We start from the raw sequence: 23,195 nt of genomic DNA, 5'->3' as shown, positions 1-23,195 counted from the left end.
AGGCCGCCCAAGGCGCGACCCAAGGCGCCCAGACCATGAATGTGAAGACCGCGCTGCGGGTGATCGAGATCATCGAGACCTTCGCCCGCGAGCGGCGCGCCCTGTCGTTGACGGAGCTGGCGCGGCTGCTGTCGGTGCCGGCGTCGAGCTGCCTGGCGCTGATCCGCACCCTCACCGCCCTCGGCTACCTGTACGAAGCCGGGCGCCGCCAGGGCTACTACCCGACGGGGCGCCTGCTGGCCATGGCGCAGCAGATCGCGCGGCACGACCCGGTGCTCGACCGCGTCCACGACACCATGAACGAGTTGCGCGCAGCCACCGGCGAGACTGTCGTCATCGGCAAGCTGCACGACGGCGCCGCGGTGCTCTACCTCGACGTACTGGAATCCCCTCACGCGATCCGCTATATCGCCACGGCGGGCGAACGGCGCGAACTGCACGCCAACTCGATCGGCAAGGCGCTGCTATGGGCCATGGCGCCGGAGGAGCGGCAGGTCCTGCTCGCGCAGCTTTCCTACCGGGCCTTCACGCCGCGCACGCTGGCGAGCGCGGCGCAGCTGGAGGCCGACCTCGCCCGTGGCGCGGAACGGGGCAGCTTCGTCAACCTGGGGGAATCGATGCCGGACGTGGGCGCATTGGCCTGGCCGCTCAAGCTGTCGGGCGAGTGGTACGGGATCTCGATCGCCGGGCCGGTCTACCGCATCGAGCCCAATCTCGAGCGCTTTGGCGCCATATTGCGTACCGCCTGCGCTACGCTGGAGAAAGTCAACTGATACCGATTGGAAAACCGGGCGTACGGGCTGCCCGCTGGCGAACCGCCAGGCGGCAACGGCTGGCACGATTGTTTCAGCGCTGAAATATCGATGTCATATCGATTTGCCGCGGGGACGCGGAACCTGGCACCGCCAAGGCTCGACGGCACGTGAATCGGGACGCGTTGGCTTGCCCTGCGCTACGCTTGCGGTCTTGCGCGTGGCCGTGCACGAACGGGCACGCATCTTCCCCACACCAATCTGAACGAGACCGATCCATGATGAATCCATCACGACGCGGCTTCCTGGCTTGCGGCCTGGGACTGAGCACCGCCTTTGCCTGGCAGCAAGCGGCCCGGGCGCAATCGACCCGCCTAGAGGAAAGCGATCCAGCCGCGCAAAAGGTCGGCTACGTGCACGACGCCGCCCGCGTGGACAAGGCCAGGTTCACCACTTACCAGTCCGGGCAGAACTGTGCCGGCTGTTCGCTCTACCAGGGCGACACAGGCAGTGCCTGGGGCGGTTGCGTGCTGTTCGGCGACAGGCAGGTCGCGGCCGCCGGTTGGTGCAGCGCGTACGCCACGATGTAAGCGCGCGCGGCCCGTCGGAAGCGGCGGAGCCGGCGCATGGGCTCAGCGTTTCACCGCTTCCGGCGCTTCGCCGCAGCGTGGCGGCTGCAGGCGCCGCCAGGCCAGCAAGGGCAGGCGCAGCAGTCCGCCCGTCAGCAGGCGCAAGTGCATCGACACCAGCAGCACGTTGTCGCGCAGGTAATTGAAGTGCGAGACGCCCCCCTCATCGGCGCGGAAGTAGCGTACCGGGGCATCCAGGTTGAGCGGATGCAGGCCGCGCCAGCACAGGCGCACCGCCACTTCCGGGTCGAAGTCGAAACGGCGCATCCACGGGCGCTCGGCCATGACCGCGCGCAGCGGCGCGATAGGATAGACGCGGAAGCCGTAGAGGGAGTCGCCGATGCCGGCCCAGAGCGTCTCCAGGTCCGTGCACAGGTTGGAAAGCCGGCGCCCGTAGACGCGCTCGCGCGGCGCACTGCGGTCGAACAGCGGCCGGCCCAGCACGAGCGCCGCCGGATCGCGCTGCGACGCCGCCATGAACGGCCGGATCAGGTGGGCGGGGTGCTGGCCGTCGGAGTCCATCACCAGCGCGTGGGTGAAGCCCGCCGCCGCGGCGCGTTCCGCCCCGTGCAGCACGGCCGCGCCCTTGCCGGCGTTGCGCGGCAGTTCCAGCACGCGCAGGCCCGGGTCGCGTGCGGCCTCTTCACGCAGCCACGCCGTGCTGGCATCCGTGCTGCCATCGACCACGACCCATACGGGGTTCCAGGCGCGCCGTGCGGCGCGAACGGTCTCGCGCACCTTGTCCCCCGGGTTGTAGCTGGGGATCAGTACGAGGTGGGTTTTCGATGCCTCCGGATCACCGGGGCCGAGGCGTCGATCCATCGTCTTCCTTCCGTGCGGCCGCCGACAGCGCCTGCCGTCGGCCGCCTTGCCCTCTTGCGATTCAGCGTGACCGCTGTTGTTGCGTATAGGCCGCCAGGCTGCCCAGCGACTGGAAAATGCGCTTGTTGTCCGGATTGTCCGAGCGCAGTTCGAAGCCGTATTTCTTGGACACGAGCAGCGCGATCTCGAGGATGTCGATCGAGTCCAGGCCGAATCCCTCGCCATAGAGCGGTGTATCGGGCCGGACGTCGGCCAGCGCGATATCCGTGATGTCGAGTTCGCCGATGATCAGGCGCGCGAGTTCGGTTTCCAGTTCGTTCATCATTCCAGGGGGCTGTGGGCTGCACGCCCGCGCGTCCGATGCTGCACGCGCGGCGCCGTGGCGGGTCGCCGAGGCTAAGGCTAAGGTATACTCGCGCTCCGCCTTCGTGGTGAATGCTACCAAGCTAGGCAATATCCCACTAGGCAAGAGAACTTTCGTAACAACATTGTCGGTGCCACCGGAAACCACCTCCCGCCGGTGCGGTCTTCCTGGCGTGGTCCGCCGGTTTTCGCGGCCGGCCCCGGTCGCAGGGGCGATCCGGGCCGCACATGCTGAGCGCCGTCATGTCTGTTGTCAATCGCTTTCCTCGACTTCCCTGCGCCCCGGCGCCCCGGCGGCCGCCCCACGCGGCGCGCCACCGCACCGGGCTGGCGGCCGCCTGATGCCGTCACGCAGCCCAGCCTTCCCGCTCGCCATGCCTGCCATTGCCCTTGTCTCCCATGCCTCGCCGGACGACGTGATCGCGTACCGGATGGGACAGGCGGTCACGGTACGCCGCTTCCTGGCCGATGTCGCCCGGCTGGCCGCGCTGCTGCCGGCTGGCGGCCATGTGCTGAACCTGTGCGGCGACCGCTACCGATTCATGGTCGGCCTTTGCGCGGCGCTGGTCGGCGGCAAGCCGAGCCTGCTGCCGCCGACACTGAATCCGCACACGCTTGCCGCGCTCTGCGCCGGCGCGACGGATACGGTGTGCCTCTATGACGACGAGGCCCTGGCCACCGAGGCCCTGGCGGCGACCGGCCTGCCGCGCCTGGCGTATCCCGCGGAGATGGCGGCTTGCTCGGCCGGCCTGGGTGAGCCGGGTGAAGCGCCGGCCGCCGCCGTTCCCGCCGCCCCGCTCATTCCGCTGATCCCGGCCGAGCGGATCATGGCCTATATCTTCACCTCGGGTTCTTCGGGCTTGCCCGTGCCGCATGCGAAAACGTGGGGGCAGATGGTGCGGCTCGCCCGCGCGTCGGCCGCCCGCCTCGGCCTGGACGATGGACGCCGGCATGTCCTGGTCGGCACCGTGCCGCCCCAGCACATGTTCGGCTTCGAATGCACGGTGATGCTGGCCTTGCAGGCCGGCCTGGCCCTGCAGGCGGCGCCGGTCTTCTACCCGGCCGATATCCGCGCGGCGCTCGCAGCCGCCCCCCGCCCGCGCGTGCTCGTCACCTCGCCGCCGCACCTTCGTGCGGTGCTGGCAAGTGGCATCTCCCTGCCGCGCGCAGACCTGCTGCTGTCGGCCACCGCCGCCCTCCCCGCGGCCCTGGCGCATGAGGCTGAACACGGCTTCGGGGCGCCGCTGCTGGAAATCTACGGCAGCACCGAGACCGGACAGATCGCAGTACGCGCGAGTGCGCGCGACACTGCGTGGACATTGCTGCCGGGCATCGATCTGGACTGGCGCGCGCCGGCGGCTGGCGAGGAGGAAGACGGCCCGGTGGCCTGGGCATCCGGCGGCCACGTCGGCCAGGCGGTGCCGATGGGCGACCTGCTCGAACGCCTCGACGCACGCCGTTTCCTGCTGCATGGGCGCCGCGCGGACCTGGTCAATATCGCGGGAAAACGCAGTTCCCTGGCCTACCTGAACCACCAGTTGACCGCTATCGAGGGCGTGCAGGACGGGTGCTTCTTCCTGCCGGAGCCGGCGCCCGGGGCGGGCGCCGCGCGCCTCGTCGCGCTGGCGGTCGCGCCGGGCCTGGACAGCGGGCGCCTGCGGCGCGCGCTGCGCGAACGCATCGATCCTGCCTTCATGCCGCGCAGCGTGCTGCTGGTGGACAGCCTGCCGCGCAATGCCACCGGCAAACTGCCGCGCGACCAGCTGGCACCGCTGGTCGCGCGGCTGCTGGCGGCGCGCCGCGGGGAGCGCCCGTCATGAGCGCGCCGTACGGCTTCGGCATCCCGGCCAGCCACCCTGCCCTGCCCGGCCACTTTCCCGGACACCCGGTGGTACCGGGCGTGGTGCTGCTGGACCTCGCGGCGCTCCACCTGGCGGATACGCTCGGCCTCGCGCCCGGCCAACTGCGCCTGGGCACGGCGAAATTCCTGTACCCCGTCGCTCCCGGCGACTTCGTCGTCCTGCAATACACGCCGCCGACGGACGCTACCCTGCGCTTCACGTTGCGCGTGGGTGAGCACGATGTCGCCAACGGGGTTTTCAACATCGCACCCGCCGCCGCGCCAGCCGGCGCAGACGCGCCATGAGCGGCCCCGCCCCGCAGCCCGCCGGCCAGCCCGAATGGAGCGAAAGCCGCGAGCGCAGCAACCTCTTCCTGCTGCGGCTCATGACGTCGCTCTCGCTGCGCCTGGGCCGACGCGCCGCGCGGCTGCTGCTGTATCCGATCACGCTCTATTTTCTCGGCTTCGCGCCGCGGGCGCGGCGGGCCTCGCTGGCCTACCTGTCGCGCGTCAGCGGGCGGCGGGCACGCCTGCGGGATACCTTCGGCCATCTGCTGTCCTTCGCCAGCACCATCCTCGACCGGGTCTACCTGCTCAATGGCCGCTTCGAGCAGTTCGATATCCGCGTACACGGCACCGACGTCATCGACGCGGCGCTGGCCGACGGCGGCGGAGCCTTCCTGCTCGGCGCGCATCTCGGCAGCTTCGAAGTGATCCGCGCCGCCGGACGCCAGCGGCCCGGCCTGCAGGTGGCGATCACGATGTACGAAGAGAATGCGCGCAAGGTCAACGATGTGCTGCAGGCCGTCAACCCGGCCATGCGGCAGGACGTGATCGCGCTGGGCAGCCTGGACGCCATGCTCAAGGTGCGCGACTACCTGGAGCGCGGCTTCCTGGTCGGCATGCTGGCCGATCGCACGCTCGCGCAGCGCGCCAGCGATCCGGTCGAACCGCGCGACTTTCTCGGCGCGGCCGCCGGCTTTCCCACCGGCCCGCTGCGGATCGCGGCGATGCTGCGCCGCCCCACCCTGTTCATGACCGGCCTGTACCTGGGCGGCAACCGCTACGAGATCCACTTCGAGTGGCTCGCCGATTTTTCACGCACGCCCCGCCGCGATCGCGACGCCGAGATCGAGGCCGCGCTTGCCCGCTATGTCGCGGCGCTCGAGCGGCATTGCCGCGCGGCGCCGCGCAATTGGTTCAACTTCTACGATTTCTGGCAGGACAGCCGCTCCGGCGCACCTGCCAGCGCCCCACGCTGACGCCATGCCGCTTCGACGCTTCACGCCGCCCGCCCTGTTTCTCGCCGCCTGCCTGGCCTGTGCCCACACGCCCGTCGCGCGGGCCGCATCCGCCGTGCCCGCTGCGCCCGAAGCTCCGGCCCAGGCCGCCGGAGCCTGGGGTGTCGACCAGTTGATGTCGGCACTGGCCCAGCGCAAATCGGGCCGGGTCCGCTTCTCGGAACGCAAGTACCTGGCCATGCTGGAGCGCCCGGTGGACTCGACCGGCGAACTCGTCTTCGTCGCCCCCGACCATCTCGAGAAGCGCACGCTGACGCCCAAGCCCGAGAACATGGTGCTGGACGGCGACATGATGACCGTCGAGCGCGGCGGCAAGTCGTATGTGATGCCGCTGCAGAACTACCCGGAGCTGGCCGCCTTCATCGAGAGCATCCGCGCCACCCTGGCAGGCAACCGTGATGCCCTCGAGCGCTACTACCGGCTGCGCGTCGACGGCGTGGCGAACCGCTGGGCCCTGACGCTGGTTCCCACCGACGCGCGCATGGCAGCGCACGTCAAGCAGGTGCGTATCGACGGCGTGCGCGACAACCTCAGCAGTGTCGAGATCGTCCAGGCCGACGGCGACCGCTCGGTGATGCAGATCCGGCCGGCCCCCTGAGCGCGCCAGCACCTATGAACGCCTCGTCCGGCCCGCTCTCTTCCGCACCGGCACCGCGCCGGCCACGCCTTGCCGTCTGGTTGTGGCTGGCGCTGCTGCTGGCATGCGCCCTGGTAGCCTCGCGCAGCCGTTTCACGGCCGATCTCTCGGCCTTCCTGCCGCGCGCGCCGAGCACCGAGCAGCAGGTGCTGGTCGACCAGCTGCGCGACGGTCTCGTTTCGCGCCTGATCCTGGTCGGCATCGAAGGCGGCGACAGCGCAGGCCGCGCCACGCTGTCGCGCGCACTGGGTGCGAGCCTGCGCGCCGACCAGCGCTTCTCCGCCATCAGCAACGGCGAGCCGGTCAATCGCGAGGCCGACCAGCGTCTGCTCTACGGCCACCGCTACCTGCTCAGCCCGGCGGTGACGCCCGAGCATTTCTCACAGGAGGGCCTGCGCGCTGCCGTGGCGGACTCGCTCGACCTGCTGGCCTCGCCCGCCGGCCTGTTTACCAAGTCACTGCTGCCGCGCGATCCCACCGGCGAGATGGCCACGCTGCTGGGCCAGTTCGACGCCGGCCGCAGCGTGCCGATGCGCGACGGTGCCTGGGCCTCGCGCGATGGCCGGCGCGCAGTGCTGCTGGCGCAGACAGCCGCCGCGGGCGCCGACACCGATGCGCAGGAACAGGCCATCGCCGCCATCCGCACGGCCTTCGCCCAGGTCGCCAGCCGGCAGGAACTGCCCGCCAGTGCCGCCCCCTATCGGCTGCTGATGACCGGGCCGGGCGTGTTCTCGGTGCAGACGCGCGATACCATCCGGCACGATGTCGAACGCTTGTCGACCACGGCGCTGGCCATCATCGCCGGCATGCTGCTGCTCGTCTATCGCTCGCCGCGCACGCTGGCGCTCGGCATGGTGCCGGTGCTCACCGGCGCGCTGGCCGGGGTCGCCGCCGTGAGCCTGGGCTTCGGCGGCACCGTGCACGGCCTGACGCTGGGCTTCGGCACCACCCTGATCGGCGAGGCGGTGGACTATTCGATCTACCTGTTCGTGCAGTCGGCCCACGCCGACAGCCGCGACCCGCGCGAGTGGGTGCGCCGCTTCTGGCCCACCATCCGCCTCGGCGTGCTGACCTCCATCTGCGGCTTTGCCTGCCTGCTGCTGTCCGGCTTTCCCGGCCTGGCGCAGCTCGGCGTGTACTCGATCGCCGGGCTTGCCGCCGCCGCGCTGACCACCCGCCATGTGCTGCCGCAACTGCTGCCGGCAGGCTTCCGCCTGCGCGACGTCAGCGCGCTGGGCGGCCGCCTCGCGCGCGCCGCGGCGGCGGCGGGGCGGTTGCGCTGGTGCGTGGTAGTGCTGCCGCTCGTCGCGCTGGCCATGCTCTGGCAGCACCCCGGCACGTTGTGGAATCCAGAGCTCTCTTCGCTGAGCCCGGTGCCGAAGGACGCACAGGCCCTCGACAGTTCGCTGCGCGCCGACCTGGGCGCGCCCGACGTGCGCTATCTCATCGTGCTCGATGGCCCCGACCGCGAAAGCGTGCTGCAAGGCGCGGAGCGCGTCGGACGTGAGCTCGACGGCCTGGTGGCGCAAGGCGTGCTGACCGGCTACGAGACGCCCGCTCGCTACCTCCCCAGCGAAGCCACCCAGCGCGCCCGCCAGGCCAGCCTGCCGCCGCGCGCGGAACTGGCGCAGCGGCTGGCGGCCGCCGTGGCCGGCCAGCCGGTCAAGGCGAGCCTTTTCACCCCCTTCCTCGACGACGTCGAACGGGCCCGGCAGGCGCCGTTGCTGCAGGAGGACGACCTGCGCGGCAGTTCGCTGGCGCTGGCCGTCAGCGCCCTGTTGCGCCATCAGGGCGGGCGTTGGAGTGCCACCTTGCCGCTGCGCGCCAGCGGCACGCCCGAGGCGGCGCCGGTGCGGGCGGCGCTGGCGCGCGCCGGCGTGGCCGGCGCGCTCTTCGTCGACCTCAAGGGCGAATCCGACCGCCTCTACGACAACTATCTGCGCGAAGCCATCCATCTGGGCCTGGCCGGCTTTGCCGCCATCGTGCTGCTGCTGGCGGCGGCGCTGCGCTCGCCGGCGCGCGTGCTGCGCACGCTCGTCCCGCTGGTTGCCGCCGCTCTCGTCGTCGCCGCCGCCTTGACCTTCAACGGGCGCCAGCTCAGCCTGCTGCACCTGGTGGGCATGCTGCTGCTGGTGGCGATCGGCTCGAACTACGCGCTGTTCTTCAACCAGCGCGCGGACGGCACGGCGACCGGCCCGTCGCCGCACACCCTGGTTTCGCTGGTGCTGGCCAACCTCGCCACCGTCGCCGCCTTCGGCCTGCTGGCCGCTTCCAGCCTGCCGCTGTTGCAGGCCTTCGGCCTGACGGTGGCCCCGGGCGCCGTGCTCGCGCTGCTTTTTTCCGCCATGCTGGCGGCGCCGCGCCGCCGCGGCGCGCGCACAACGGGAGGGCGGTCATGAGCGGCGCCCCCACCATGCTGGCGGGGGTCCGCCCCTGGCGCCCGTCCGGCCTGCTGTATGCGGCCGCGGCGACCCATGTCGGGGCCCTGGGCGCGGTACTGCTGGCGCCCGCCACACTGCCCTGGGCGGCCGGCGGCGTTGCCGCGTCACACCTGCTGATGGCCGGTGCCGGCCTGTGGCCGCGCTGTGCCTGGCTCGGCCCCAACCTGCGCCAGCTGCCGCCGCAGGCAGAGGACTGCATCGCCCTCACCTTCGACGACGGCCCCGACCCGGAGCTGACGCCGCGGGTGCTGGACTGGCTGGCCCGCCATGACCTGCGCGCCACCTTCTTCTGCATCGGCGCGCGAGCCGAACGGCATCCCGCGCTGGTGCGGGAGATCGCCCGCGCCGGACACGCGGTCGAGAACCACAGCCAGCATCACTCTCACCGCTTCTCCGTGTCGGGCCCAGGCTGGATGCGCGCCGAGATCGCATCCGCCCAGCAGGTGCTGGCGGAGCTGGCGGGCACGGCGCCGCGCTTCTTCCGCGCCCCCGCGGGCCTGCGCAACCCCTTCCTGGAACCGGCGCTGTGCGGGCTCGGCCTGAACCTGGCGAGCTGGACCCGGCGCGGCTTCGATACCTTGCCCCGTGCCCGCCCCGAGCGCATCGCCGCCCGCCTGCTGCGCGGCCTGGCCGCGCGCGACATCCTGCTGCTGCACGACGGCCACGGCGCGCGCATGGCAGGCGGCACGCACACGCTGCCGGCGGTCCTGCCCCATGTGCTCGCCGCGGTGCAGGATGCCGGGCTGCGCTGCGTCACCTTGCGCGAGGCCTTCGCCGCTCCCGCCATCGCGCCCACGCGCCCGGAGGACGGGCAGGCCTGAGCTGCCGAGGCCCTTTGCTACAATTCAATGACCCCCGCAACCCGGCAAGTCCCCCCAGTGTCTCCCCTTCTGGTCTCCCATTTCACGGCCACCAGTTGCCTGGGCCATGGTCTCGACGCCATGAGCGCGGCCCTGCGCGAAGGACGTAGCGGCCTGGCACCGTGCTGCTTCAGCGATGTGGCGCTCGATACCTATGTCGGCGAGGTCGCTCAAGTGGATAGCGTGCGGCTGCCGCCGGCGCTGATGGCCTTCGATTGCCGCAACAACCGCCTGGCGGAGCTGGCCCTGGCCCAGGACGGCTTCGCGCAAGCCGTGTCGAGCCTGGTGGCCCGCTACGGCACGCACCGCATCGGTGTCTTCGCCGGCACCAGCACCGGCGGCGTGCTCGAGACCGAGCTCGCCTACCGGCGGCGGGACGCGCTCACCGGTGCGTTGCCGGCCGGCTTCGAGTACGCCAAGGCGCACTCGTCGTTTTCGCTGGCGTCCTACCTGCGTGCGCGTTTCGGCCTGCAGGGGCCGGCCCTGGGGATTTCCTCGGCCTGCTCCTCCGGCGCCAAGGTCTTCGTTTCGGCGCGGCGCATGATCGAGGCCGGCGTGATCGATGCCGCCCTGGTTGGCGGCGTGGATTCACTGTGCCACACCACGTTGTACGGATTCAGCTCGCTCGAACTGGTCTCGCGCCAGGCCTGCCGCCCCTACGATGCACACCGTGACGGCATTTCCATCGGTGAAGGGGGGGCTTTCGCACTGCTGGAGCGTCCGACGGCACATGGCGCAGAACTTCCGGGCGACGCCATCCTGCTGCTCGGCATCGGCGAGTCCAGCGACGCCCACCATATGTCCGCGCCGCATCCCGAGGGACTGGGCGCGCGCCTGGCGATGGCGCAGGCCCTGGTCTCGGCCGGCCTGCAAGCCGGTGACCTTGACTACGTTAACCTGCACGGCACCGCCACCCGCAGCAACGACGCCGCCGAAGGACGCGCCATGCTCGACCTGCTGCCGCGCACGCCCTGCAGTTCCACCAAGGGCGCCACCGGCCACACGCTGGGCGCCGCCGGCACCATCGAGGCGGTGGCTTGCGCGCTGGCCCTGCGGCACGGCCTGCTGCCCGGCAGCGCCAATACCACCGTGCTGGATCCTGCCTTGCCGCTCGCTTACCTGCTGCGCAGCCGCCGCGCGCCGCTGCGCTTCGCTCTATCCAATGCCTTCGGATTCGGCGGCACCAATTGCAGCCTGCTGTTCGGCCGTGCCGACGCCGTGGCGGGAGGGCGCGCATGAAACTGAGCGCCTGGATCGATGGCATCGGGCTGATCGGCCCCGGCCTGCCGGACTGGCCCCACGCGGCGGACATCCTCGCCGGGCATGCCGCTTACCACCCGAAGCGCACCGAAGCGCCGCCGCCGGCCGCGCTGCCGAGCGCCGAACGACGGCGCAGCGGCCCGGGCGTGCGCGTGGCGCTGGACGCGGCGAGCGAGGCGGTGGCAGCCAGCGGATGGCAGGCTGACGCATTGCCCGCCGTCTTCGCCGCCTCGGGCCCCGACGGCTACAACTATCACGCTATCTGCGAAACATTGGCCGGAGAGGATCGCTCCCTGTCGCCAACCCGCTTCCATAATTCGGTTCACAATGCGGCGGCGGGCTATTGGAGCATCGCCTGCGGCGCGATGACCGCGTCCAATGTGCTGACTGCCCACGATGCCAGCTTCGGCGCCGGCCTGCTCGATGCGATGAGCCTGCTTGCCTGCGACGGCGGGGCTTGCCTGCTGGTGGCCTACGACACGGACTATCCCGAGCCGCTGCGCACGCATCGGCCGATTCCCGACTGCTTCGGGCTGGGACTGGTGCTGGCTGCATCGGCCGGACCGCATACGCTGGCCCGCCTCGACCTGGCATGGAGCTCAGAGGCCGCGACCACACTGGCCGAGCCGGCGCTGGAGATGCTGCGCAGCGGCGTGCCGTCGGCACGCGCCCTGCCGCTGCTGCGCGTGCTTGCCGGCGGCAGCGGTGGCAGCGTCGTGCTGGACTATCTGGATGAACTGCGGTTGCGCGCCACGGTCACGCCCCATGGAGCAGACGGTGCAGGCTGAACCGGCCGCGCGCAGCGGCATGCCGGCGGCACCATTGCCGCACGAATGGATTGCGGCGCGGATTCCCCACCACGGCGCCATGTGCCTGCTCGACAGCGTCCTGGAACTCGATGCGGACCGCATCGTCTGCAGTGCGCGCAGCCATGCCGATCCGGCCAATCCGCTGCGCGCGGCCGGCAGGTTGGCTGCGGTCTGCGGCATCGAGTATGCGGCGCAGGCGATGGCCGCGCACGGTGCGGCGCTGCGCGCCGGCGGCGGGCGCCCTGCCCTGGGCTATCTCGCCAGCGTGCGCAAGCTTGCCATGCACGTCGAACGCCTCGACAACATCGCCGCGCCGCTGCGCATCGAGGCAGAACGCGCCGGCGCGGACGGCGATCGCGTGCTCTACCTGTTCACGCTCAGCGCAGACGGACGCTGCCTGCTGGAAGGCCGGGCCGCCGTGTTGCTGGAAGTACCGCGCCCCTGAATGCAGCGATGGGCGCGGTGGGGCGCGGTGACAGATGCAGTGATGGGCGGCGGCGGGCCGCCCATTTCCTTCAGCGGCAACAGCCGCTTCAGGCTCGCTCAGGCAGCGATGGCCGGCAGGATGCGGCCACGCACCTCGCCGAAGCCGATGCGATAGCCGTCGCCCTGGCACCAGCCACGCATCACCACCTCGTCGCCATCCTCCAGGAAGCCGCGCTTGGCGCCGCCAGGCAGCGTGACCGGCTCGGCGCCGTTGCGCGTCAGTTCCAGCAGGCTGCCATAGGAATCCGGCGTGGTGCCGCTGATGGTGCCGGAGCCCATCAGGTCGCCGACGCGGACATTGCAGCCGGACACCGTGTGGTGGGCCAGTTGCTGCGCCATGGTCCAGTACATCGCCTTGAAGTTGGTGCGGCTGATAGTGGCGGCGTCTTCCGCGCCGTCGGCGCGCAGCAGCACCTCCAGGTCGATGTCGTAGGCGTTGCGGGCCTGCTGGCGCAGGTAGGACAGCGGCTCGGGCGATTGCGCCGGGTTGTCGCGGCGGAACGGCTCCAGCGCTTCCATCGTCACCACCCAGGGCGAGATCGACGTGCCGAAGGTCTTGCTATTGAACGGTCCGAGCGGCACGTATTCCCATTGCTGGATATCGCGCGCGCTCCAGTCGTTCAGCAGCACCATGCCGAACATGTGCTCCGGTGCGGCCGCGGTGCTGACCGGCGCGCCCAGCGCCGAATCCTTGCCGACGATGAAGCCCATCTCCAGTTCGAAGTCCAGCTTGCGGCAGGGCCCGAACAGCGGGCGGGCCTCGTTCGGCAGCTTGATCTGGCCGTTGGGACGGTGCAGCTCGGTACCGCTGACCACCACCGAGCTGGCGCGGCCGTTGTAGCCGATCGGGATCTCCAGCCAGTTCGGCAGCAGCGCGTTTTCCGGGTCGCGGAACATGCGGCCGACGTTGGTGGCGTGCTCCTTCGACGAGTAGAAATCGGTGTAGCCGGGAATCTGCACCGGCAGGTGCAGGGTCACCCAGCTGGCGGGCGCCAGCGCGGCGGCGCGCAGCGCGGGATTGCCTTCGAGCGCCTTGTCGTCGCCCGACAGCAGCGCGGTCAGGCGCTGGCGCGTCTCGGACCAGACCGGCTTGCCCAGCGCGATGAAGCGATTCAGGCTGTCGCCGTCGAACGCGCCCTTGGCGGCGGCAGGCAGCAGGCCGGCTTCGTCGAGCACTGCCAGGTCGAGCACCATATCGCCGATGGCCACGCCCACGCGCGGGGTCTTGCCGTTGGCCGAGAAGATGCCGTACGGCAGGTTCTGCAGCGGAAAATCGGTCTGGCCGTCGTTGGCGGATTCGATCCAGCTCGTCTTGCGATCAGTCATTTGGGGCTCCGGAAAATGCGGCCGGCATGGCGCCTGGGGGCGGCGGCCATGCCGAGGACTTCAATCTGTCTGGGTTAGGTCGGGCCGGGCACCCGCAGCGCGGGCGCCTGCCTCGGCGCTGGTGCAGCGCCGGTTCCATGCTCGTTCAACGCTGGTTGGGATTGAAGTGTTTCTTCAGGCCTTGCCAGCAAGTGTAGTAGTCGGGCTGCAGGTTAGCGGATTCCGCCGCGTAGCGGGTCGGACGGATCACCCCGGGCGTCTCGAACATGAAGGCCATGGTGTCGGTGATCTTGTGCGGCGCGCTGGTGTCGGCGGCGCTGGCACGCTCGAAAGTCTCCGCATCCGGACCGTGGCCGCTCATGCAGTTGTGCAGGCTCGCGCCACCCGGCAGGAAGCCTTCGGCCTTGGCATCGTACACGCCGGCGATCAGGCCCATGAACTCGCTGGCGATGTTGCGGTGGAACCAGGGCGGGCGGAACGAATCCTGCATGGCCAGCCAGCGCGGCCCGAAGATGACGAAGTCGATGGTATCGACGCCTGGCGTGTCCGACGGCGATTGCAACACCAGGAAGATCGACGGATCCGGGTGGTCGTAGCTGATCGAGCCGATCGTATTGAAACGGCGCAGGTCGTATTTGTACGGGGCGTAGTTGCCGTGCCAGGCCACTGCGTCAAGCGGCGAGTGGCCGATATCGGCGCGCCACAGATTACCCTGGAATTTCGCCACCAGTTCGAAATCGCCCTCGCGGTCTTCGTACCAGGCCACCGGCGTGAGGAAATCGCGCGGGTTGGCCAGGCCGTTGGAGCCGATCACGCCCAGGTCGGGCAGCTTGAACAACGCACCGTAGTTCTCGCAGATATAGCCGCGCGCCTCGCCGTCCGGCAGTTCCACGCGGAAGCGCACGCCGCGCGGAATCACGGCGATCTCCTGCGGCTCCACTTCCAGCCGGCCCATCTCCGTCGCCAGCAGCAGGCGCCCCTGCTGGGGCACGATCAGCATCTCGCCGTCCGCGTTGTAGAAGAAGCGGTCCTGCATCGAGCGGTTGGCCAGGTACAGGTGGATGCCGCAACCGCTCATCGCCTCGGGACCGCCATTGCCGCCCATGGTGATGATGCCGTCGATGAAATCGGTCGGCGCGGCAGGCATCGCTTCGGGGCTCCAGCGCATCTGGTTGGGCGAAGGCGGTACTTCATCGAAGCGGCTCAGCCAGCGCGTCTGCGCCATCTGCGTGAAGGGACTGTGCAGCGCCGCCGGGCGGATCCGGTAAAGCCAGGAACGGCGGTTGTGCGCACGCGGGGCGGTGAAGGCCGTGCCCGACAACTGCTCGGCATACAGGCCGTACGGAGCACGCTGCGGGGAGTTCTGGCCGACCGGCAGCGCGCCGGGCAGTGCCTCGGTGGCGAACTCGTTGGCAAAGCCGGACTGATAGCCGTCCGCAGCGGACTGCGCCGCCATCGATTGGGTCTGGGTCATCTCGTCTGTCTTCCTCTATCTCGGTGAATCGGCGCGCCGGCGCCGGTTTCGGGTCAGGCCGCGCGGCCCCGCTCCCGTGGAGCGCGCCATGGCGGCCCGTCACCCCGCTGCCTTGAGCCGGGGACACCCGCCTGATGCCTCACACGAAATTACGTATTCCGTAATTGATTTACTATATCGTAATCCTCGCTGGCAGCGCCTGTCAAACGATGCCGGCGGTCGCCTCGCCGGGCGGGCTGCTGAGCCAAAGCATAGGCGCAGCCATCCGCGGCCGCGACGGAGCCGGCACCGCCCTGCGGGCGGAAGGCGCAGGGGCACTGATGCCGCCAGGCAAGCCAGTGCGGTCAGCGTGGAAATGTGTGGAGGAAGCAGTGCGGGGCCTGCGTCAGCAGGCGTACGGCGGGTGAGGGAAAGCGGTACGGCGGGGCACGACACGAACCGGCGCGCGGAGCCGGCACAGCAGCGCCGCACCGGCACGGCGGTCGGCAAGGAGACCTGCGCCGCATCGGCGGCGTGTACCCGCCACAGGTGTCGAGCCACCTGTGGCGAGGCAAGAGAACGGAAACGAGGCGGCCAGCCACCCCGCCCTGTCAAGGACGGTGTGGCAGGAGACCCCATGCGGGGCCTGCCTGCCGGCTTCTCTGTCTCTTAGAGGGGCTTGTGGCCTTCGCCGGGGGCGGAACCGAAGCCGCCGGGGCTCGGCGTGGCCGCCGGCGCCACGGGGGCGACCGTCGGCGCGGGACCGGCCATCGAGGCCACCGTCACGCCGCCGTTGCGGCTGGCGATGAAGGCATTGACTTCGGCAGCAAGTTGCTGCGGCGCCAACACCACTTCCAGTCCAAGCGCCTCGCATGCGGCCAGGAAAGTTGACATACGCGGGTCAGCCTGACCCGATTCCGCCCGCAGGTACGCTTCCCGGGAAATCCCGGCCTTTCGGGCGACATCTTCCTGCTTGAGCTTGCGCGCTCGGCGCAGGGCCCGCAGTTGCCGGAACGGTTCGCTAGCGCCACGTGGCACGGCTGTACTGTTCATATCGGTCTCCAGTCACCAGTTGAAAAAGTGCGCGGACGTGCATTCGAGTATAGAGCACGCAAGGCATTCCGTATGTAATTGCGGCAACACTTTGTGCAGATTTCTTCTGATCCCTGCACGGCGCGTCGAAAACCGCACATATAGACGCTTTGAAAGGGCAAATTCAGCACAAATCTACACTTCCGCCCCGTCTCTAACGGGACAGTGGATCACTCGTTGACCGCAAATTCGTTACAACACTTTACAAAACGACCGGTCGTGCTATTCTGGCGCCATGTTGAAAGGTCAACTGACACGCACTGCCATCCTCGAGCAAGCCTTCGAGACGGCCGCCCGTATCGGCTTCGATGCGCTCTCCCTCGCCACCCTGGCCCAGGACACCAGCATGTCCAAAAGTGGCCTGTACGCGCATTTCAAGTCGAAGGAAGCGCTGCAGCAGGCGGTGCTGGAACTGGCCACGGAGCGCTTCGCCACCATGGTGGTACGTCCTGCCCTGCGCGAGCGGCGCGGCGAAGCGCGCCTGCGTGCCCTCTTCGAAGGGTATCTGGCGTGGATCTGCGGTTCCGCCACGCGGGGCTACTGCCTGTTCATGGCCCTGGGACAGGAATACCGGGACCGGCCGGGACCGATCCGCGAGCGCGTAGTGCAGGCGCTGGGCGCCTGGCACGGCGTGATCGCGCGCGTGGTGGAGGGGGCAATCGCGGTCGGCGAACTGCCGCCCGACACCGATGCGCGCCAGTTCGCCTTCGAGATGGTCGGCATCGGCATGTCCTTCCAGCAATCGTTCCAGCTGCTCGGCCGCGCCGACGCGCAACTGCTGGCCCGCGATGCGTTCGACGGACTGCTGGCACGCTCGCGCCTCCCCAAGGGCCGGCCATCTGGGCGTCATCAGGTGGCAGCACGAGTGTGAGGTAGACGGCCCTCGCCACCAGGCGAGGGTCCTGCCTCGTTTTTTTAACCCGAAAATAGCACGACCGGTCGGTCTTTACAGCAGGTACCCGGAGCACCGGCCCGCACCTGCGCAGCATCCACCCCTTGGAGGTAGTGACGTGTCGGATTCCCTCTCCTCGCGCGCGCCGCAGGGCCGCGCCTCCGCCCGGCCGGACGCAGCGGCGGCCTGGCAGCAACTGGGCTGGCAATTGGCCGGACTGGTCTACCCGCAAGGCGTCGCACGGGCTTTCGAGCGCGCCTGCTTCGAGCCCCCGCCCCCGCGCTACGACGCGGCCGCGCAGTCGCTGCTCGACAGCGCACGCGCGGACTGGGCCCTGGTGACCGGCCAGGGTGGCAGCCGCCGCATCCGCGTCTATCGCTGGGGCAGCCGCGGCCCGACGGTCCTGCTGGCGCACGGATGGGGCGGCCATGCGGGCCAGTGGCATGCCCTCGTGCCCGCTCTGCTGCAGGCCGGCTTTCGCGTGGCCGCATTCGATGCCTTGTGCCACGGCGCCTCGGATGCCGGCGCGCAGGGGCCGCGACGGTCCGCCTTGCCGGAGATGGCGCGCGCACTGCTGGCTGCTGCCTGGCATGTCGGCCCGGTCCACGCCGTGGTAGCGCACTCGCTGGGCGGCGCGGCTGCCGCGCAGGCGTTTCGCGAGGGCCTGCTGCCCTCGCATGCGGTCCTGATCGGCGCGCCGGCCGACATGTTCCGTGCGGTCTCCGCGCAGGCCTGGCGCCTCGGCATCGGACCTGCTGTCGTGCAGCGCGTACAGCAACGTGCCGAACAATGGATGGGCATGTCCTGGTCCGCCTTCAACGTGCCGGCGGTCGGTCGCGAGCGCCAGGTACCGCGCACGCTGGTGGTCCATGATCGCGGCGACCGCGAGGTCGCCTGGGAAGACGGCGCGGCCATTGCCGGCGCCTGGCCTGGCGCCCGTCTCCATACCACCGACGAACTCGGCCACCGCCGCATCCTGCGCGACCCCGATGTGCTGGCCCGCGTGGTGGCCTTCTTGGCGCCCGATGCGGTGGCCGGCAAGGCCGCGCCACTCGCCGAGGCCGCGCAGGCCTGAGCAGGATGCCACCGGCGGCCGCGTTGACAGCTGGCGATGCCGCCGCCAATACTCTGGCGCTGGATGCGCAGGCCAGAGCCGGCCCGTAGCGGCCACCACGCGCACCAGCCATGATCGACGAGGAGACAACCCGCATGAGCCATCGCCGCCGAGCCGTGCAGCTCGCCTGCACCGCCCTGCTGACCCTTTGTGCCGCATCCGCCGGCGCCCAGGACAGCGGCGCCATCGACCCCATGGCCGCCCGCCAGGCGGTCGACGCCCAGTTGAGCGCCATCTATCCCGACCTGGACGCACTTTACAAGGATATCCACGCCCACCCCGAACTGGGCTTCCAGGAGACGCGCACCGCCGCCACACTGGCGCGCGAAATGCGCCGCCTCGGCTTCGAGGTCACGGAAGGTCTCGGCAAGACCGGCCTGGTCGCCATCTACCGCAACGGCAGCGGTCCGACGGTGATGGTGCGCACCGAGCTCGACGCCTTGCCGATGGCGGAAAAGACCGGCCTGCCCTATGCCAGCCAGGTGGTGACCGACTGGAACGGCAAGCCGACGCCGGTGGCGCACAGCTGCGGCCATGACATCCACATGGCGGCCTGGGTCGGCACGGCGCGCACGCTGGTGGCGCTGAAGGAACGCTGGCACGGTACGCTGATGTTCGTCGCGCAACCCGCCGAGGAGCTGGTTTCCGGCGCGGAATCCATGCTCAAGGCGGGCCTGTTCACCCGCTTCGGCAAGCCTGACTATGCCTTCGCCTTGCACACCGCGCCCGCGCCGGTCGGCATGATCGGCTTCAACAGCGGCGCCGTCACGTCGAATTCAGATGGGCTGGAGGTCCGCTTCAAGGGGCGTGGCGGCCATGGCTCGGCCCCGGACAAGACCATCGACCCGATCATGATGGGCTCACGCTTCGTGGTCGACCTGCAGAGCGTAGTCAGCCGCGAGAAGGACCCGCAGGAATTCGGTGTGGTGACCGTCGGCGCCTTCCAGAGCGGCACAGTAGGCAACATCATCCCTGACGAGGCCATCGTGCGCGGCACGATCCGCTCCTACAAGCCCGAGGTGCGTGAAGGACTGCTGGCCGGCGTGCGGCGTACCGCCAGGGCGGTGGCCGACATGGCGGGCGCCCCGGAGCCGGAAGTACGCATCGAGGCCGGCGGCAAGGCGGTCAACAATGATGCGCAACTGGTCAGCCGCACCGAAGCCGTGCTGCGCGGCGCCTACGGCAAGAACGTCATGCACGTGCCGCCGATCACCGCCAGCGAAGATTTCTCGGACTTCGTCAATGCGGGCGTTCCGTCGATGTTCTTCTTCGTCGGTGTCTACGATCTCCAGCGCTATCTCGATTCGCGCAAGCCAGGTGCGGCGCCGCTGCCGTCGAACCATTCGCCCTACTTCGCCCCGGTGCCGGAGCCGTCGATCAAGACCGGCGTCGGCGCCATGAGCCTGGCCGTGATGAACGCACTGACGCTGCCCAAGACCAACTGACGGCATCCGGCCCGCGCGATTCGGCTTGGCGGGCACGCCGGCGCTTGCGGCTGTCTTCGCCACGGCCACGGCCAGGGACGCTGCTGGCGTTCAGGGGGCCGGCGGAGGGCGGCGAAGACGCTCTCCGCCGCATAAGGTGTGGGTGGAAAAATTCCGGCCGTTAATTGAATTAGATAGCCAGGAAATAGCCCGCGCCCGCACCTCGCGCCGTCATGCCAGCCGCCCTGGCCGACGCCCGTTTGGCCGTCATTCACACGCAATGATGTGCTGTGCGCGCAAGCGGGTATCATCGCTGGCACAAGACCAGAAACGCTTTGCCAATGATTCCTGCCGAACTCACCGCCACCGATGGCGGTACCAACGCTTCCCTGCCGCGCGCCGAGCGCGCCTACCAGCAACTGCGCGCGGCCATCCAGGCCGGCCAGCTCGCCCCCGGCACCCGCCTGCGCGAAGTCGAACTGGCCGAGTCGCTCGGCCTGTCCCGTACCCCCGTGCGCGAAGCGCTCTCCCGCCTAGAATCGGAAGGCCTGGTGGTCAACGAACCCAATCGCGGCATGATGGTGACGCAGCTCGACGCCAGCATGGTGAGCGAGCTGTACGTGATGCGGGAAGTCCTGGAGGGTACCGCGGCGGCGCTGGCGGCCCGCCACGCCACCGATGTGGAGCTGTCTCTGCTGCGCGATATCGTCGAGCGCGACCTGGCGATTGCCGACGATCCCGTGCGCCTGGCGGCCAACAACCGGCTGTTCCACGAAACGCTGCATCGCTGTGCGCACAACCGCTACCTGCTCAAAACGCTGCGCTCCCTGCACGAATCCATGGCCCTGCTCGGCCGCAGCACGCTTGCGGTGCCGGGACGGGCACACGCCTCGTACGAGGAACATGCCTCCCTGGTGGCGGCGCTGGAACAGCGCGATCCGGCCCTGGCCGAGCAGATCATGCGCCGGCACATCCAGCAGGCCTACAAGGTCAGGCTGTCGCTGTGGATCGAAGAGCAGGCCGGGAGCTGAAGACGGCGCCGGGGCGCGTCCCGGCGCATATGACAAAGCCGGCCGGACACCTCGCGTGGAGCGGGCATGCCTGGCCGGCCTGGCTGGCAACGACGGGCCGTTGCCATGCGCTTCACCGTGCGGCCCGCGGCTGGCGGGCGGCGCGCGAAGTACTGCGATCAGCCGTTGGCGAAGGCGACCTTGGCCTTGCGTGCCTGCCCTTGCAGGCGCAGCAGGGTGCGCTGGACGGCGGCGACGGCACGCTTGATGTCGTCGACGAAGCCGAGGCGCGGGGTGCCGAGCTCGCGCTCGATCAGTTCACGTTCCAGTTGGTCGGTCAGCTTGATGTCGGATTGGGTGCTCATGGCGTTGACTCCTAGGGAATACCCTTATGGGGTTTTCCCTAATCATAGCAAAAGAATTGCCGCATCGCAGCATTAGGTAAAAGTACGTATGCGGGGAAGCAACAGGAAGGCTGCGCCGCGCGCTCCTCACGCCTCTTAGTGGCGCGCAAGACACCCCGTGGCGGGGCCATCCCCGGAGTCCGCCCGGGCGGCGTGGCGGGCGCCCCGTCAGGGGGAAGCCGTGGCCAGCACCTGGGTGGGGCCCGTGCCGGCCTGCGGCCGGTTGCCCGCGGCATCGCCGGCATCGTAAGGCCGGATCACCAGCGCCACGTAGCTTTCCTCGGAGATGACGACATAGGCCAGATCGGACATCACCAGTCCCACATTGCCGAGTTCTTCGCCCAGGCGGGCCAATACGAAGCGCTGCAGGACACCAAGATCCGCATCGTCGTCGAGGGTGAGCGCGACCATGCAGATGGTCAGGAAGCATTTCTCGGCAGCACCGCACAGCACCACCACTTCGTCGAGCGCACGCCCACCCGCGGCAGGCTTCACCAGCACCGAGATACCGGCGCTAGGCACCGCGCGATGCCAGCCGCGCTGCACGCGGAATGCCGGCAGCTTCAGTTCGCTGCCCGCTTGCCTGGCCACGGCATTGAAATGTTTGGTGAACTCGCCCGGGCTGATACCGAGCAGGGGTTTGGCGACCGGTACCGACGAGACCGCCATCGAGGAAGCCAGGCACAGCGTCGCAAGCGTAGTCAGCAGGTTCATCGCAGCCCCCCTGCGAGGAAGGCGTCCGTCGCACCACGCGGCGTCCCGGCCGGCCCTGGTCGGCCCTGATCGGCGATACCCGCCAGTTGCCACAGCAGGTTCCGCCCGACTTGGCGGTCGACCGGCGCGCGCCGCGCCCATGCCTGCGGCGAAACCACCGGGCCATGGTCCGGCTCGACCCGGGGCCCGTCGGCGGGCGTTGCCTCGATGTCTCTAGTAAATGCTGGCGCTTGGCGGATTGCCAGAGGTTTTTCTGACGTACCTGGGCGGGATGCATACAGCAGGCCAGGACTTTGTCGCATAACCTAGAGGATCATTCTCATAGGCGATTCGGAGCACCGGCCACTGCACGGCGCGCGTCTTCCGCGCAAGGCCACAAGGCCGGGGTATCGACGCCTCGCAGCGTGCGCCACCACGCCTCCGCCGCTGGCGGCACGCAGGATCCACAGCTAGCATGACTAGCGTGCAGCCGAGCGGCGTGCCGCGTCGTGCAAGGAGAATCGCATTGCACACTACTCCGGACCCCGACATCCTTCCGCCGCCCCCCGGGCCACCTGCGGAGCCTAGCGAACCCGTCTCTCCGCCGGTCAGCGACCCGCCGCCGGCCGAGGTACCGCCGCCGCCCGTCCAGCATGCCCGCCGCTAGACCTGCGTCGAGAGGCAGCGCCCGCAAGCGGCCCGGGCAGGCATGCCGCCTGCTGTGGCCGCTCGGTCTGCTGGCCGCCTGCGCGGCGCACGCCCAGACCCCCTCGCCGCTGGCCGAATGGCAGTACTCGGCGGGCGTTCCGCTGGAGAAGATGTTCGAGCCCGAAACGGCGCAATGGGGCATCCGCCTGGGCGCGGGAGCGATCATGCGGCCGATGTACGATGGCGCCTCGCGCTACCACATGCTGGCCGGCCCCAGCATCGACATCCGCTACCGCGACCTGCTGTTCCTCTCGACCGGCGAGGGCCTCGGCATCAACCTCGTCAGCACACCGCACTGGCGTGCCGGCATCGCGCTCTCCTACGATCTCGGCCGGCGCAGCGAGGACGACCCTGGCCATCTGCACGGCCTGCCCAACCTCAATCCCGCCCCCGAAGCGAAGCTGTTCGCCGAATACGTGGTCTCCAAGAGCTTTCCCCTGGTGCTGCGCGTGAACGCTCGCCGCACGCTGGCACCGGATGACGGCTGGACCGCGGATATCGGCGCCTACCTGCCACTGCCAGGCAGCAGCGAGACCTTCTACTGGTTCGCCGGCCCCACCGTGACCTTGGCCGATTCGCGCTACATGGCACGCCGCTTCGGCATCGACGCCGCGCAGGCGGCCAGTTCAGGCTACGCGCCCTACAGCCCCGGCGGCGGCATCAAATCGGCGGGCTTCGGCGTCAGCACCGTGTACTACCTGAACAAGCACTGGTTCGCCACCGCCGATGTCGCGTTGAGCCGGCTGCTCGGCGCGGCAGCGAACAGCCCGCTCGCCGCCAACCCGCTCGGCCTGGCCATCGATGCCTCGCTCAACTACGAGTTCTGAGTGCCGGGCTGCGCGTTCCAGCGCCTCGAGGCCGCGCCAGCTCAGCCAGGCC

The 23,195-nt window shown here is 69.7% G+C and carries 21 protein-coding genes and 1 pseudogene; 15 read left to right on the top strand and 7 right to left on the bottom strand.

The window, feature by feature from the left end; genetic code table 11:
* Nucleotides 1-35 precede the first annotated feature (35 nt).
* Both BKK81_RS28690 and BKK81_RS28685 read left to right on the top strand, forming a co-directional pair.
* Nucleotides 36-773, top strand: coding sequence for an IclR family transcriptional regulator (locus BKK81_RS28690; protein ID WP_071022539.1), 738 nt, complete (start codon nt 36-38; stop codon nt 771-773).
* A 260-nt stretch (nt 774-1,033) separates the two neighbouring features.
* Nucleotides 1,034-1,342, top strand: coding sequence for a high-potential iron-sulfur protein (locus BKK81_RS28685; protein ID WP_071022536.1), 309 nt, complete (start codon nt 1,034-1,036; stop codon nt 1,340-1,342).
* A 42-nt stretch (nt 1,343-1,384) separates the two neighbouring features.
* Here BKK81_RS28685 and BKK81_RS28680 read toward each other — a convergent pair whose 3' ends face one another.
* Together BKK81_RS28680 and BKK81_RS28675 are read right to left on the bottom strand one after the other, a co-directional pair.
* Nucleotides 1,385-2,203 (bottom strand): glycosyltransferase family 2 protein, encoded by an 819-nt coding sequence (locus tag BKK81_RS28680; RefSeq protein WP_071019949.1) that lies wholly within the window; start codon nt 2,201-2,203, stop codon nt 1,385-1,387.
* A 61-nt stretch (nt 2,204-2,264) separates the two neighbouring features.
* Nucleotides 2,265-2,525, bottom strand: coding sequence for a phosphopantetheine-binding protein (locus tag BKK81_RS28675; protein ID WP_071019946.1), 261 nt, complete (start codon nt 2,523-2,525; stop codon nt 2,265-2,267).
* 415 nt (nt 2,526-2,940) lie between these two features.
* On the opposite strand from BKK81_RS28675, the pseudogene BKK81_RS28670 reads away from it, so the two are divergent.
* From BKK81_RS28670 to BKK81_RS28635, 8 genes and pseudogenes are all read left to right on the top strand, one after another.
* Nucleotides 2,941-4,712: pseudogene (locus BKK81_RS28670) on the top strand (AMP-binding protein).
* Nucleotides 4,709-5,668, top strand: coding sequence for an LpxL/LpxP family acyltransferase (locus BKK81_RS28665; RefSeq protein WP_071019944.1), 960 nt, complete (start codon nt 4,709-4,711; stop codon nt 5,666-5,668). The pseudogene BKK81_RS28670 and the gene BKK81_RS28665 overlap by 4 nt, the downstream one beginning before the upstream one ends.
* Nucleotides 5,669-5,672: 4 nt before the next feature.
* Nucleotides 5,673-6,305 (top strand): LolA-related protein, encoded by a 633-nt coding sequence (locus BKK81_RS28660; protein ID WP_071019942.1) that lies wholly within the window; start codon nt 5,673-5,675, stop codon nt 6,303-6,305.
* Between the two features lie 14 nt (nt 6,306-6,319).
* Nucleotides 6,320-8,743, top strand: coding sequence for an MMPL family transporter (locus BKK81_RS28655; protein ID WP_071019939.1), 2,424 nt, complete (start codon nt 6,320-6,322; stop codon nt 8,741-8,743).
* A complete protein-coding gene (locus BKK81_RS28650; RefSeq protein ID WP_071019937.1) occupies nt 8,740-9,606 on the top strand; it encodes a polysaccharide deacetylase family protein in 867 nt (288 codons plus the stop codon). The genes BKK81_RS28655 and BKK81_RS28650 overlap by 4 nt, the downstream gene beginning before the upstream one ends.
* Before the next feature lie 57 nt (nt 9,607-9,663).
* Nucleotides 9,664-10,884 carry a beta-ketoacyl-[acyl-carrier-protein] synthase family protein gene (locus BKK81_RS28645; protein ID WP_071019935.1) on the top strand — a complete coding sequence of 407 codons (1,221 nt, stop codon included), beginning with the start codon at nt 9,664-9,666 and terminating at the stop codon, nt 10,882-10,884.
* The gene (locus BKK81_RS28640; protein WP_071019932.1) at nt 10,881-11,693 is read left to right on the top strand and encodes a beta-ketoacyl synthase chain length factor; all 813 of its coding nucleotides are present in this window, start codon (nt 10,881-10,883) and stop codon (nt 11,691-11,693) included. The genes BKK81_RS28645 and BKK81_RS28640 overlap by 4 nt, the downstream gene beginning before the upstream one ends.
* 19 nt (nt 11,694-11,712) lie before the next feature.
* Entirely contained in the window at nt 11,713-12,159 is a 447-nt protein-coding gene (locus BKK81_RS28635) for a hydroxymyristoyl-ACP dehydratase (protein WP_071022533.1), read from the top strand.
* Nucleotides 12,160-12,257: 98 nt separating this feature from the next.
* On the opposite strand, the gene fahA is transcribed toward BKK81_RS28635, so the two are convergent.
* From fahA to BKK81_RS34705, 3 genes are all read right to left on the bottom strand, one after another.
* Nucleotides 12,258-13,526, bottom strand: coding sequence for a fumarylacetoacetase (gene fahA, locus BKK81_RS28630; protein ID WP_071019929.1), 1,269 nt, complete (start codon nt 13,524-13,526; stop codon nt 12,258-12,260).
* 145 nt (nt 13,527-13,671) lie between these two features.
* Nucleotides 13,672-15,000, bottom strand: coding sequence for a homogentisate 1,2-dioxygenase (gene hmgA, locus BKK81_RS28625; protein ID WP_071019926.1), 1,329 nt, complete (start codon nt 14,998-15,000; stop codon nt 13,672-13,674).
* A 648-nt stretch (nt 15,001-15,648) separates the two neighbouring features.
* Complete coding sequence (locus BKK81_RS34705) at nt 15,649-16,032, bottom strand: helix-turn-helix domain-containing protein (protein WP_083384510.1); 384 nt, start codon at nt 16,030-16,032, stop codon at nt 15,649-15,651.
* Between the two features lie 274 nt (nt 16,033-16,306).
* On the opposite strand from BKK81_RS34705, the gene BKK81_RS28615 reads away from it, so the two are divergent.
* From BKK81_RS28615 to BKK81_RS28600, 4 genes are all read left to right on the top strand, one after another.
* A complete protein-coding gene (locus BKK81_RS28615; protein ID WP_071019921.1) occupies nt 16,307-16,942 on the top strand; it encodes a TetR/AcrR family transcriptional regulator in 636 nt (211 codons plus the stop codon).
* Between the two features lie 139 nt (nt 16,943-17,081).
* A complete protein-coding gene (locus BKK81_RS28610) occupies nt 17,082-18,038 on the top strand; it encodes an alpha/beta fold hydrolase (protein WP_071019918.1) in 957 nt (318 codons plus the stop codon).
* 134 nt (nt 18,039-18,172) lie between these two features.
* Nucleotides 18,173-19,522: an amidohydrolase gene (locus BKK81_RS28605; RefSeq protein WP_071019916.1), complete on the top strand. Its 1,350-nt coding sequence runs from the start codon at nt 18,173-18,175 to the stop codon at nt 19,520-19,522.
* A gap of 320 nt (nt 19,523-19,842) precedes the next feature.
* Nucleotides 19,843-20,532 carry a GntR family transcriptional regulator gene (locus BKK81_RS28600; protein WP_071019913.1) on the top strand — a complete coding sequence of 230 codons (690 nt, stop codon included), beginning with the start codon at nt 19,843-19,845 and terminating at the stop codon, nt 20,530-20,532.
* A gap of 158 nt (nt 20,533-20,690) precedes the next feature.
* On the opposite strand, the gene BKK81_RS28595 is transcribed toward BKK81_RS28600, so the two are convergent.
* Both BKK81_RS28595 and BKK81_RS28590 read right to left on the bottom strand, forming a co-directional pair.
* Entirely contained in the window at nt 20,691-20,876 is a 186-nt protein-coding gene (locus BKK81_RS28595; RefSeq protein ID WP_071019910.1) for a hypothetical protein, read from the bottom strand.
* Between the two features lie 207 nt (nt 20,877-21,083).
* Nucleotides 21,084-21,629 (bottom strand): malto-oligosyltrehalose synthase, encoded by a 546-nt coding sequence (locus BKK81_RS28590; RefSeq protein ID WP_071019907.1) that lies wholly within the window; start codon nt 21,627-21,629, stop codon nt 21,084-21,086.
* Nucleotides 21,630-22,261: 632 nt separating this feature from the next.
* Between BKK81_RS28590 and BKK81_RS28585 the strand changes: the two genes are divergently transcribed.
* The gene (locus BKK81_RS28585) at nt 22,262-23,143 is read left to right on the top strand and encodes a MipA/OmpV family protein (RefSeq protein ID WP_083384508.1); all 882 of its coding nucleotides are present in this window, start codon (nt 22,262-22,264) and stop codon (nt 23,141-23,143) included.
* The last annotated feature ends 52 nt before the right edge of the window (nt 23,144-23,195 follow it).

Source organism: Cupriavidus sp. USMAHM13 (genome assembly GCF_001854285.1).
GTDB classification, from domain to species: domain Bacteria; phylum Pseudomonadota; class Gammaproteobacteria; order Burkholderiales; family Burkholderiaceae; genus Cupriavidus; species Cupriavidus malaysiensis.
This window is presented reverse-complemented; position numbering and strand designations above follow the sequence as displayed.